Annotated in this window: 10 protein-coding genes, 1 tRNA gene and 3 pseudogenes; 11 read left to right on the top strand and 3 right to left on the bottom strand. The window is 68.6% G+C overall.

Translation table 11 applies throughout. The features are described 5' to 3' along the window. Positions 1-197: 197 nt before the first annotated feature. From DQW85_RS08795 to DQW85_RS08780, 5 genes and pseudogenes are all read left to right on the top strand, one after another. Positions 198-270, top strand: a tRNA-Ala gene (locus DQW85_RS08795). Positions 271-682: 412 nt separating this feature from the next. Further along, complete coding sequence (locus DQW85_RS08790) at positions 683-1,276, top strand: winged helix-turn-helix domain-containing protein (RefSeq protein WP_113699871.1); 594 nt, start codon at positions 683-685, stop codon at positions 1,274-1,276. Continuing rightward, positions 1,276-1,725 (top strand): HEPN domain-containing protein, encoded by a 450-nt coding sequence (locus DQW85_RS08785; protein WP_240197034.1) that lies wholly within the window; start codon positions 1,276-1,278, stop codon positions 1,723-1,725. Before DQW85_RS08790 ends, DQW85_RS08785 begins: the two co-directional genes overlap by 1 nt. 363 nt (positions 1,726-2,088) lie before the next feature. Then, positions 2,089-2,304: pseudogene (locus DQW85_RS48150) on the top strand (hypothetical protein); the annotation flags it as partial. 34 nt (positions 2,305-2,338) lie between these two features. Further along, complete coding sequence (locus DQW85_RS08780) at positions 2,339-2,689, top strand: WCX domain-containing protein (RefSeq protein ID WP_205314981.1); 351 nt, start codon at positions 2,339-2,341, stop codon at positions 2,687-2,689. A gap of 152 nt (positions 2,690-2,841) precedes the next feature. Here the strand turns inward: DQW85_RS08780 and DQW85_RS48145 are convergent. The 3 genes and pseudogenes from DQW85_RS48145 to DQW85_RS08770 form a co-directional block, all read right to left on the bottom strand. Next, a pseudogene (locus tag DQW85_RS48145) lies at positions 2,842-3,066 on the bottom strand (IS701 family transposase); the annotation flags it as partial. A gap of 151 nt (positions 3,067-3,217) precedes the next feature. Continuing rightward, positions 3,218-3,970, bottom strand: a complete 753-nt coding sequence (locus DQW85_RS08775; protein ID WP_113699869.1) for a GntR family transcriptional regulator — start codon at positions 3,968-3,970, stop codon at positions 3,218-3,220. Further along, positions 3,967-5,061, bottom strand: a complete 1,095-nt coding sequence (locus DQW85_RS08770; protein ID WP_113699868.1) for a Gfo/Idh/MocA family protein — start codon at positions 5,059-5,061, stop codon at positions 3,967-3,969. Before DQW85_RS08770 ends, DQW85_RS08775 begins: the two co-directional genes overlap by 4 nt. A 112-nt stretch (positions 5,062-5,173) precedes the next feature. Between DQW85_RS08770 and DQW85_RS08765 the strand changes: the two genes are divergently transcribed. From DQW85_RS08765 to DQW85_RS46680, 6 genes and pseudogenes are all read left to right on the top strand, one after another. Next, positions 5,174-6,427 (top strand): extracellular solute-binding protein, encoded by a 1,254-nt coding sequence (locus DQW85_RS08765; protein WP_162794846.1) that lies wholly within the window; start codon positions 5,174-5,176, stop codon positions 6,425-6,427. Positions 6,428-6,483: 56 nt separating this feature from the next. After that, on the top strand, positions 6,484-8,328 hold the full coding sequence (locus DQW85_RS08760; protein ID WP_113699866.1) for an ABC transporter permease: 1,845 nt from the start codon (positions 6,484-6,486) through the stop codon (positions 8,326-8,328). Then, on the top strand, positions 8,325-9,536 hold the full coding sequence (gene nagA, locus DQW85_RS08755) for an N-acetylglucosamine-6-phosphate deacetylase (RefSeq protein WP_113699865.1): 1,212 nt from the start codon (positions 8,325-8,327) through the stop codon (positions 9,534-9,536). Before DQW85_RS08760 ends, nagA begins: the two co-directional genes overlap by 4 nt. Further along, complete coding sequence (locus DQW85_RS08750; protein ID WP_113699864.1) at positions 9,533-10,459, top strand: N-acetylglucosamine kinase; 927 nt, start codon at positions 9,533-9,535, stop codon at positions 10,457-10,459. The genes nagA and DQW85_RS08750 overlap by 4 nt, the downstream gene beginning before the upstream one ends. A gap of 442 nt (positions 10,460-10,901) precedes the next feature. Continuing rightward, a pseudogene (locus DQW85_RS48140) lies at positions 10,902-11,243 on the top strand (DUF6596 domain-containing protein); the annotation flags it as partial. 182 nt (positions 11,244-11,425) lie between these two features. Next, the gene (locus tag DQW85_RS46680; protein ID WP_240197032.1) at positions 11,426-11,620 is read left to right on the top strand and encodes a hypothetical protein; all 195 of its coding nucleotides are present in this window, start codon (positions 11,426-11,428) and stop codon (positions 11,618-11,620) included. Positions 11,621-11,996: the final 376 nt, after the last annotated feature.

Raw genomic sequence — 11,996 nt, 5'->3', positions numbered from 1 at the left:
TGGGGCCTCCTCGCCGACGCCTCGAACGGCGCCGCCCGCATCCTGCGCGCGACAGGCGTCGACCTCCGCGCCCTCATCCGCGAGACGGGCATGCCGGTACGGCGGGCGGCCTAGCTGGCGCGTCCCGGGCGGCGGCCGGGCGGCGGCCGGCTTGGCGCGAGGACGGTGGGATTCCGATACACTTGGCGACGGATCAAGGGGCTATGGCGCAGTTGGTAGCGCGCCTCCATGGCATGGAGGAGGTCTGGGGTTCGAGTCCCCATAGCTCCACTCTCTTCCTTTACAAAGGGCCTTCGCTTCGCTCCGGGCGCTTCTTTCCAGCCCGCCCGTTCCCCGATTCGGTTGTCGGCGAGTTGCCGCTCATCCCTGGCTACAACGGGCTTCGCCAGAGGCGCTTCGCGCTCGCGGGGTCAGGCGCTGCTTCCGATCGCGCCGAAGCCACGACCCCAGAAAAACGCTCGATGACCGGCCTCGCTGGCTTGGGCGTCCAGCTCGGGGCGCGGCGACCCGTACCGACCACCTGAACGAGCGGCCAATAGCGCCGATGGGTTCGGCCGCGCTGTCCAGCGTTCATGTCGCCACGTTGCAGTTGTAGGTTGGATCGTTACATGCGGCGAGCGTTGACCACGGAACGTATGTGGTTTCCCGCACACTACGCATAGGTGGGTGATAACTTTCATCTATGCGTAGTGAGCCGCCGTACTTGTTGCCGATCTTCCGGTCACGGCATCAGGCGGAGTTGCTCACCCTGCTGTACCTTCAGCCCGACCGCGAGTTCTCGGTAACCGAGCTCGCTGAGCACGTGGGAGTTCCGCTGACGACCATGCAACGGGAAGTGGGGCGCTTGCTAGAAGCCGGCCTGTTGAGTGGGCGCAGGGTCGGCAGGGCTCACTTGATCCGGGCCATGGTGCCGGGCCGTTATGCCAGGCCTCTTACGGAGCTTCTGACGTTGGCGTTTGGGCCCCATCTTCTCATCGAACAGGAATTCGCCGCACTATCCGATGTGGACGCGGTGGCCATCTTCGGCTCCTGGGCAAGTCGATATCTCGGCGAGCCCGGCGCGCCTCCGAACGATATCGATGTCATGGTCATCGGCCATCTGTCTCGAACCGACGTGTACGAAGCCGCTGAGCGTGTGGAGAGGAGGCTGGGCATCCAGGTCAATCCCGTTCTCATCGCTCGTGACCGTTGGAGACAGGCCACGGACCCCCTCGTCAGGCAGATTCGTTCGTCACCGCTGGTCTGGGTGAAGCAATCTCCTGAGGAGGGCGAGTGATGCGCTGGAGTCGAGGCGAGGCTTTGGTGGAGCGTCTCCTCGCAGAAGGGCGGCTGCAGAAGGTCACCGGTTCGGCCGCAGACGGTTCTGATTGGGTGGAACGCGCCCAGCGCACCTTGCGGACCGCGCGCGGAATTGCCGACGATCCCGACAGCGCTTTCATCCTTTCCTATGACGCCGCCCGGCACGCTTGTACGGCCGTGCTGGCGCACCAAGGCCTTCGGCCTACCACTGCGGGGGGACACTACGTTGTGGAGGAAGTGCTGCGAGCCCAGTTCGGTGATGCCTTCAGAGACTTCGGTGCGCTGCGTCGGCGCCGTAACGAGATCGAATATCCGATGCGTCCCGGCGATGATGTCGAAACGGTCGAGGCGGAGGCGGCGATCGCCACAACGGAACGGCTGATCAACGCAGCAGGCAAGCTCCTTCCCAACTTGTCTCTCTTCTGATCTTCCTGTCAGAGCGCGACAGTACATCGGGAACGTCAGGCATCGGTGCCTAACAGTTTTCGCGACTCTTCTACCTGCGGCGCGATGTTCGAGTAAGCGGCAAGGTCAGGTCCACAAGCGGGTCTTCCACCTTGGGCGCGCTTCGCGGGTCGGGGTTCCAGGCGTTCTTCCAGTCGAGCTGAAGCTCGACCCCCGAAGGTCCTCGCTCCGTTCGGGCTGCCTTGTTGGAGCGCGCCTTCGGCGCGCGGCTTGCGCGTGCGGGCAAGGGCGTGTACCAAGATCGCATGTTGCCGGAATCGTCACGTGGCGGGAGCGCCGGATACGTCGCCACCACTTCACGCTGAGGGCGGGCCGGATCGGGCCATGACGCTGAACGGGCGGAGATGCCGACTACCTGAAGTGGATCCGAACCAAGCAGCTCAGCTCCACTGGGCGCTGGGTGACCAAACCCAAAGATCTGTCCCTGGGTTTTCGGCAGGCGCAGTGCTGACCGTCATCGCGAGCGCCTGCCGGGACCATGAGCGGCTCCGGTTCGACTACCGGGCGTACCTGGTGGCCTGGGACGTGGACCGGGACGCCTGGCGTACCTTCCGGGTCGACCGGATCGAGCCCGATGGGGCCGCGCTTCAGGCCGCGTGCCCTGCCGCCCGACCGGGAGATCGCGGCGCAGGTGGCACGCGGAGTCGGCGAGGCGACCTGGCGATACCGGGCACGGGTGATCGTGCACGCGCCCGCGGCGTACGTGCGGGCCCGGCTGCCGATCCCCGCCCAGGTGGAGTCCGTGGGCGAGGATCGGTGCGCGTTCGAGCCGGGCTCGGACCACCCGGAGATGCTCGCCCTCTATCTGGGCATGCTGCACGCGGACTTCACGATCGTGGACTCGCCAGAACTGGTGGACGCGCTACGCAAGCTGACGAGGCGCTACCAGCGCGCGATCGACGCCAGCCAGAACCAATCCGACTAGCTCCGCGCGCAGCAGATGCCCGTTCACTGCCCCCCACCGGACCCGCTCAGCCACCCCCACAGTCCCCTGCACACCGACCTATCAGCCCAGGAGCGCCCTGGAGGCTACCTCGGAAATCGGCTCTGGAACGGCAAAGCCAAAGGCCGTCAGGCGCGGATGTCGTCGTGCACGCCGTCGACGTCCCATCTGGCGGCGTTGAACAGTCGCTGCATTCCATCCGGTGTGGCCTCGCCGGCGTACTCGGCCGGCGACCAGCCGTTCTTACGCTCCAGCCCGGACAGCATCCCGCCGATACACGCACGAGCACGCTGCCGGACTTCGGGGCGTCTGAATCAACCAGCTACCAGTGCAAATGCGGCATCCAACCCCGCCGGCAGATGAGCGGCGCTGAGATGTTCCACCCTGGCAGCAATCGAGGTAATGAAACGTCATGGTTCTGGCCATTGACGGGAGCTCATCCAGGAGCGGCGCACCGCTTGGGTCGTGCAGTTCTGCCAGGGGTCGAGCAGTCAGATGTCCTGCATGTCATCAGCGGATGGAGGGAGCCAGGGCGAGACCTGACTCGTCCAGCACGATCGACAGCTCGTACCGGTCGGTCCGGTATAGGGAGGTGCAGTACTCCACGAGCGTCTTGTCCTTGTAAGCGTGCTGCCGTATGGCCAACAGCGAGGTTCCCGGTGGCACGTCCAGCATGGCCGACAGATGCTCGTCAGCCGGTGTCGCGGTGATCCGCTGCCGGGACCAGGTCGGCCGTAGCCCGTAGACCCGGTCCAAGAGCTCGAACAGCGACCCGTCCGCCCACCGCTCGGTCAGGTCGGGCACCATCCGGCGTACGAGGTGGGACCGTTCGAAGCAGACCGGGACCCCGTCGGCCAGCCGTACCCGTTCCAAACAGATCAGTGGCTCGCCCGCCCGCACCGCGAGCTCGTGGGCCAGGCGGTCATCGGCGGCGCGCTCCTCCAGCAGGACGGTCCGCTGGCCGGGGGTGAGGCCGAGCGCCCGCATGTCCTCACTGAAGGAGGACAGGTGCAGCTCCACACTTGTGGGGCGTGCGGCGACGAAAGTGCCGACTCCGGCCACCCGGTAGAGCCGGTTCTCGTTCACCAGCAACTCGACGGCCTTGCGTACGGTCATCCGGGACAGGCCGAAGCGTTCCTGGAGCTCGCTCTCCGACGGGATCGGATCATCGGCCGACAGCTCTTTGGCGATCATTTCGACGAGGATGTCGCGGAGCTGCTGATATTTCGGCCGTGGACCGCGGACACCGATCGTGCTGCTCATGCTCCGCCCTTCCACTGACTCATCGGCGCGGCGTCGGCTTCGACGACTCGTTGCTCCGCGGCGCTGATCCGCGCCATCTCCAAGGCCGCCATCGAAGGCAGCACCTCTTCCACTGGCACCGGGAGCGGCCGTCCCTCACTTAGCGCCGCATGTACGTGAGTGTAGAAGCATTGCCAACTCCCCGGTTCGGTCGCGACACGGCGTTCGCCCTCGACGGAGGCGAGCAGCCCCCATCGTGGCGACGGCTCCTGTCCCCAGTCCGGGTCCGCCGGGGTGCTGCCACTGCGCAGTTGTTCCTCCTGAACGTCCAAGCCGTACTTGGTGTACGCGCCGGCCGAGCCCAGCAGGCGGAAGCGCGGCGCCGGAGATGCGGCGGTGGCCGTGGCCCACAGGTGGGAGACGGCGCCGCCGTCGTGGCGCAGCGCGATGAACAGGTCGTCGCCGGCGCTGACGCCCGCTCGCCGCGACAGCACCTCGGCGTACACCGACCGCGCCGCGCCGAACAGCGTCACCGCCTGGTCCACCAGGTGGCTGCCCAGATCGAGTAGTACCCCGCCGCCGTCGCCGGGCGGGGCCAGTTCCCGCCACGAGCCGGCGCGCGGTTCTGGCCGCCACCGCTCGAAGCGGGACTCCAGACGGTGCGGCTCGCCGAGGGCCCCCTCCCGGAGCAGGCGCTGGACGGTGAGGAAGTCGCCGTCCCAGCGCCGGTTGTGGAACACGCCCACCCGGCCGAGCGCTCCGAGGGCGTCCAGTTCCGCCCGCAGGGCTTGAGCTTGTGGCAGCGAGATGGCCAGCGGCTTGTCCACGACGACCGCCAGCCCCGCCTTGACGGCCTGGAGCGTGAGCGGGACGTGGGAGGTGTGCGGCGTCGCGACCACGATGAGATCGTAATGGTGGGCCGTGGCGAAGACCTCGTCGGACGCGGCGAGAACGCGGGCCGACGGCCACCGAGAGCGGGCCGCGGCGGCCCGTGCCGCGTTCCCGGTGACCACCGCGGTCAATTTCAGCCCGGGCGCCGCCGTGATCAGCGGCGCGTGGAACATCGCGCCCGCCGTGCCGTACCCCAGCAGGGCGACGGCCAGTTCGCTCATGTCGGGACTCGTTTCGTATTCAGGGCTTGACAGCACGCTCCGAAGTTTGCAGGGTAAGGCTACACGTACGGACTGGTACGTACTAGTCCGTATATCTAGATCGGAGCGCTGGATGAAACGCATCACCACCACCATCGCCGCGGTACTCGCCCTCTCTTCCCTCGCCTTGAGCGGCTGCGCGTCGGGGGGAGCGGGCGCCGGCGGCGACCCGGGCACGATCACGTTCATGGCCGCCGCCTACAGCGACAAGACGCAGACCTATTGGAAGGACTTGATCGACAAGTTCCAGAAGGCCAACCCGGGCAAGAAGGTGGAGCTGTCGGTGGTGTCCTGGAACGACTACGACCAGCGCGTCACCACCCTGCTCGCCAACAAGCAGCAGCCCGACGTGCTCAACTACAACACTTGGTCGGCGTATGCCGCGGCGGACCTGCTCCACCCCATCGACAAGATCGTCTCACCGGTGGTGCGGAGCGACTTCATCAAGACGTTCGTCGACAACGATTCGCTGAACGGCACCACTTACGCGCTGCCCTTCATTGCCAGCGCCCGTGCCCTCTACTACAGCAAGAAGATCTTCGCCAAGGCCGGTGTCGCCGGGCCGCCGAAGACCTGGGGCGAGTTCGTCACCGCCGCCAAGAAGATCAAGGAAGCCGGGTTCACCGGCTACGCCATGCCGCTCGGCGCCGAGGAGGCACAGAGCGAGTTCGCCCTGTGGGCCTACAACGGCGGCGGCGACTGGCAGAAGGCCGGCGCGTGGGACATCAACAGCGCGGCCAACGTCGCCACCGCCCAATTCCTTAACAAGCTCGTCAACAGCGACAAGGTCACCCAGGCCAACCCTTGGGCGACCAACCGCACCGACGGCGCCTGGCAGCCGTTCGCCGATGGCCGGGTCGGCATGGTCTTCGGCTTCCCTGGCACGTTCGGGCAGATGCTGGACAAGGCCGGCATGACGACCGAGGACTACGGCGTCGCCCCGCTCCCCACCAAGGACGACGGTATCCCCTCCACCACGCTCGGTGTGCAGGACGTGCTGGTGGGCTTCAAGGGCGACACCGACAAGACCGCCACCATCAGGGCGTTCCTCGACTTCTTCTACCAGAAGGACAACTACACCAAGTTCCTTACCCAGGAAGGCTTCCTGCCGACCACACAGAGCGCCTCCGACGGCCTCGCCGACGACCCCGTGCTCGGGGCGTACATCGCCCTGCTGCCGCACGCCAAGTTCGCCCCGACCGGCCACCCGGCGTGGACGGCCGTCGCCGGCTCCGTCAAACAGCGGATCGGAGAGATCGCCAAGCCCGACGCTGACGTCAAGGCCGTCCTCGACGCCCTGCAGGCGGATGCGGAAAAGGCCAAGTGAACCCGTGCGCAAGGCCGTCACCGCGGTCCTGCGCCCATTGAGCAAGGACACCCACCATGGCACAAGCCGCCATCCCGTCACGCACGGCCCCCCGACTCGCCGCCCGCGCTCACCTGGCCCGCGTCCTGCGACCCTGGGTCTGGCTCGGCGCCTCCCTGGTCCTGATCGCCGGCGCCGTCTTCTATCCGGTAATCGTGCTCATCGGGTCGGCGTTCACCCGCTACAACTCCATCGGGTACGCCACCGGATTCGCGGGCCTGGACAACTTCTTCGCCGTGGGAGCTTCCCCGGAACTGCCGGGCATCCTGTGGAACACCGCCCGCTGGGTCGTGGTGGTCGTCGGTGTCACGCTCGCCGTGTCGCTGCCGCTGGTCCAGTTCCTCCACGCCCTGTTCCGCGGACGGCGGTTCGCGCGGGTGGCGCTGCTGTTCCCGTGGGCGGCCTCGCTCGTGATGACTTCCCTGGTGTGGCGGTACATCTACGACAACTACTACGGGTACCTCAACCGCATCCTGCTCGACCTCGGCTGGCTCTCCGAGCCCGTCGCCTGGACCGTCGATCCGGCCCTCACCCCCTGGTCGCTGGCGTTCCTGGGCGTCGTGGTGTCCGTGCCGTTCACCACGTACGTGCTGCTCGCCGGGCGCCAGAGCATCCCCGAGGAGGTGTACGAGGCCGCCAGTATGGACGGCGGGGGCCCGATCCAGACCTTTTTCCGGGTCACCCTGCCGCTGTTGCGACCCTCGATCACCACAGCCGTCATCCTCAACGCCATATACGTGTTCAACTCCTTCCCGATCATCTGGGTGCTGACCGGCGGACAGCCGGGTCACCACGCCGACACGCTCGTCACGTACATGTACAAGGTGGCCTTCAAGACCGACCTCGACATCGGCAAGGCGTCGGCTCTGGCCCTGTTCAACGTGCTGGTCACGCTACTGCTGTCGCTCTACCCGCTTCGGTCGGCCCGGCGGCGCGGTGAGAACGCGCGGGCCGATGAGCAGGCGCCTCGCCGCCGCCTGTGGGCACGCCGCTCGGCCGACCGGCCGATGTTGGTCCTCGACATCCCGGTGCCGCGGAACTCGGCCCGCATCCGGGCCGTCGCCTACCCACTGATCGGCGTGCTCACCGGCCTGTTCTTCCTGTCGCCGTACATCGTGATGTTGCTGTCATCGCTGAAGAACGACCGGGACTTGTTCGCTACACCCGCCCGCTACCTGCCCACTGAATGGGTATGGTCCAACTGGGTCACCACGTTCCAGAATCCCGACCTGCTGTTGTTCTTTCGCAACAGCCTCATCGTGGCCACCGCCGGCGCGGCGCTGGTGCTGCTCGCCGCCATCCCGGCCGCGTACTTCACCGCCCGCTTCCGCTTCCGGGGGCGCACGGCGTTCCTGTACGCAGTGCTGGTCACGCAGATGTTCGCCCCTGTGGCGCTGGTCATCGGGATTTACCGGCAGTGGCAAGGGCTCGGGCTGTCCGACAGCCTGATCGCCCTCGTGGTCATCGACGCCGCCTTCAACCTGGCCTTCGCCGTATGGCTGCTCAACGGGTTCTTCCAGAGCATCCCGGAAGAGATCGAGGACGCAGCGAAGATCGACGGGCTGGGCGACCTCGCGATCCTGCGCCGGGTAGTGCTGCCGCTGGCCCTCCCAGGGCTCGTCACCGCCGCCATCTTCACCTTCATCGCGATCTGGAACGAGTTCGTCGTTGCGCTGACCATCACCACCACACCGGCCACGCAGCCCCTCACCGTCGGCATCAACTCCTTCATCGGCCAGTACCAGATCCACTACCAGTCGCTGTTCGCCGCCTCGCTCGTGGCGATCGTCCCGGTCGTGGTGCTGTTCGTGGCCATCGAAAGGCACCTCGTCGGCGGGCTCACCGCGGGGGCGGTCAAGTGAGCGGTCACTTCCGGCACAGCATCGTCAACGCCACCGTCGTCACGCCCGGCCGGATCCTCCACAACGCGACTCTGGTGCTCGCCGGCGAGGTTATCGAGGATGTCGGCCACCTGCCCCCCGCCGGGCCCGTGAGCGACGTGGCCGGCGCTTGGGTGCTGCCGGGCTTCATCGACGTGCATGCACACGGCGGCGGCGGCAGGTCGTTCACCACCGGCGACCCCGCCGAGATCGACGAGGCCGCCGCGTTCCACCTCGCCCATGGCACGACGCGGTTGCTCGCCAGCCTGGCGTCGGTGTCCGTCGCCGACATCGTCACCGCCCTCGACGCGATCTCCCGCTGCGGCACGCGGCGCGAGGGCCGTATCCTCGGCGCCCATCTGGAAGGACCGTTCCTCAGCCACCGGCACCCCGGCTGCCACGATCTCCACCACCTCATCCCCCCTGACGTGGCGGTCCTTCAGCGGTTGCTGGGCACGGCACCCGGCCTGGTCCGGACGCTGACGCTCGCGCCCGAACTGCCCGGTGCGGTCCCCGTGATCGAGGCTGCCCTGGCCGGCGGCGTCCGCCTGGGCATCGGCCACAGCGCCGCCACCTACGAGGAGGCCCTGTCGGCGTTCGACCGGGGGATCGGCCACGTGACGCACGTCCACAACGCCATGCCCGCCCTCGGGCACCGCGCCCCCGGGATCTTCGGCGCGGCCGTCCGGCGGGGCATCCCGCTCGAACTCATCGCGGACGGCGTGCACGTCCACCCCACGGTCGTGGCGATGACGTTCCGGCTCGCACCGGGCCGGGTCGCGCTCATCACCGACGCCGCGCCGGCCACCGGGATGCCGGCTGGGCACCTTTCCCATGTCGGGTCGGCCGCCGTGGTCACCCGGCCCGACGGGCGCATCACCCGCCGCGACGGTGACACTCTGGCCGGGAGCGCGCTCACCATGGACGAGGCCCTGCGGCAGTCTCTCTCCGCCGGCGTTCCGCTGCTGCAGGCGGTACGGGCGGCGGCCACGACGCCGGCCGAGCTGCTGGGCGAGGGCGACCGGTTCGGCTCGATCGCCCGGGGCAAACGCGCCGACCTGGTGATCATGGATGAGTCCTTCCAGGTCCGTGACGTCCTGGTGGACGGCCGCAGCCTCGGCCGGACTCCGCGCAGCGCATCGCTCGCGGGGACGGCGGAGCGCGACATCGAGGGGAGGGGCGGTCGATGAGGGCGCTGGGCATCGACGGTGGCGGGACCGGAACCAAGTACGTGCTCCTGGACCGAGGGCGCGTCAGAAGGCTCCCGGACGGGCCTCCCGCGAACGGGTTGCTGGACGCCGACCTGGCCGAGCGAATCGTGCGCGTGGTGTGGGAGGTCCGCCCGGACGCCGTCGGCATCGGCCTGGCCGGGCTGCGCGACCCGGCCGCGGCGCGGCGGCTCACGGACCAGGTGCGCGCCGCCACAGACCTGAACCCCCTCGTCGCGGACGACGCCGCCGTCGCGTTGTGGGGCGCCTTCGGCGCGGGCGCGGGGGCGGTCCTCATCGCCGGGACGGGCAGCGTCGCCCTGGGACGCGCCGAGCCCGGCGGTCCCGCGCACCGCCTGGGCGGGCACGGCTACCTGGTGGGGGACGAGGGCAGCGGCTACTGGATCGGCCGGGAACTGGCCCGATACGCCCTGCGTTCCTTGACCGGAGTCGATCCGCGCGATCTCGCCCTGGAGAGCGCCGTCATCACCACCCTGGGCCTGTCACCCGGCCCCACCGGGGACGACGGCGGTGTCCGCCCGTCCGGATCAGACGAGGGGGAACGGACGGCGTTGGTGCACGCAATCGAGTCCGCCGTTTATGCAACCCCCGGCGACCGCGCGGTCCTGGCCGGGATCACCCGCACGGCGGCCGGCATCTTCAGCCCGCGCGCCGGCCAGGTCTTCGCCGAGGCCGTCACCGACCTGATCGCACTGGCGGAGGCAGCGCGGCGAGCGCTCGGTGAGGTGCCCATCGCGCTGGTCGGCGGCCTTTGGCGGGTGCGCAAGGTGCGCGAGGCGTTCATCCGTGCCGTGCCCGCCGAGCGGCCCGCCCGCTCACCGGCGGAGGGAGCGGCCCTGTGGGCGGTACACCACGCCGTCTCCGGCCCTCAAGGCAGCGGGTAGGCGGGCCTCAGCGGTGATTTACATCAAGCGCCCGCACCGACCCCTCGGCGGTCTCCTGCCGCCGTACTCTGTGGCCGGATCCATGGCGATCTGGGATCCAGCGGACGAGGTGCGGGTCAGCCGGCCGCGAGGACGCGGCAGGGATTCAAATGCCGCGCGGGTCCAAAGGCGGTTTTCACCGCCCGGTGAAGCCCTGGCTGTTCTGTCCCATGAGGTTGGTGACGGGCGGTCGGCCTCCGAGTGCGGTGTGTCCGCGGTGATGGTTGAACAGGTGCAGCCAGGTTGGCAAGGCGGCGCGGCGTTCGGCCTCTGAGACATAGGGGCCGTACGACGACGACCCGCCCAGTCTCCCGGCGCCATCGCCGACGACCGGCTCCGGCTGATCTTCACCTGCTGTTACCCGGCGCTGGGGATCCAGGCCAGGGTGGCGCTGACGCTGCGCATGGTCGGCGGTCTGACCATGCCCGAGATCGCCCGCGCCTTCCTGGTCCAGGAGACCGCCTTGGAGCGGCGGATCACCCGCGCGAAGGCCAAGATCAAAGCGGCTCGCATCCCCTATCGGATGCCGTCCGCCGAGGATCTCCCGGCCCGCGTCACCGGCGTACTCGCCGTGCTGTATCTGGTGTTCAACGAGGGCTACCTGGCGACCGGCCCCGGCGCCGACCCGGTGCGTCACGACCTGACCGCCGAGGCGATCCGGCTCACCCGCCTGATCCGTGCGCTCCTGCCTGACGACGGCGAGGTGGCCGGGCTGCTGGCGCTGATGCTGCTCACCGAGGCCCGCCGTACCGCCCGGATCTCGGTCAGCGGCGAACTGGTCGCGCTCGACGAGCAGGACCCCGCGACGTCCGTGACACCGACTGGTCGCAGGTCCTCGCCCTCTACGACCAGCTCGTCCGCCTCGACCCCTCACCGGTCATCGCCCTCAACCGGGCCATCGCGGCCGCCGAACTCGACGGCCCGCAGGTGGCACTGGCAGCCATCGACCGTCTCGAGGACAAGCTGGCCGGCTATCACGCCTACCACGCCACCCGCGCCGACCTGCTGCGCCGGCTGGGCCACAGTCAGCAGTCACGCGCGGTCTACGACAAAGCCATCGAGCTGGCCGGCAACACCGGCGAGACCGCCTACCTGACCCGCCGCCGCGGCCAACTCCGGTAACGCCCACCGATCCCGATCGACACCCCTCGCGCAGCGGCGGCCGACCCCGAGGCGCCCTGCCGACGCATTCCGCAACCTGTCGCCCCAGCGACGGGTCTCGCTTCGTCCGAGCTTCGAATGCCAGGTCGCGAATGCGCATTTCGCGACGCCGAGCGCGCAACTGAGTGTCACCACCGACAGCCCGACCCCGCAGAGTGAGACAGAGCCCAAGATCTCCCCGCTGGCAGACAGTTTGGCTAACACAGTGGCGGACAACAGATTGGTCAGCCGTGGTCAGCCGAGGGCGACGACTCCGTGGTCGCCGGGGCGGTGGGGTCCGTCCCGGCCCGGCGCAGTGCGACGTAGTGCCGGACCGTGTGGCGATCGCAGCCGACGA

The organism is Nonomuraea lactucae (assembly GCF_003313395.1).
GTDB lineage: Bacteria > Actinomycetota > Actinomycetes > Streptosporangiales > Streptosporangiaceae > Nonomuraea > Nonomuraea lactucae.
The sequence above is the reverse complement of the archived record's forward strand: the minus strand, read 5'-3'. Positions and strand labels throughout refer to the sequence as shown.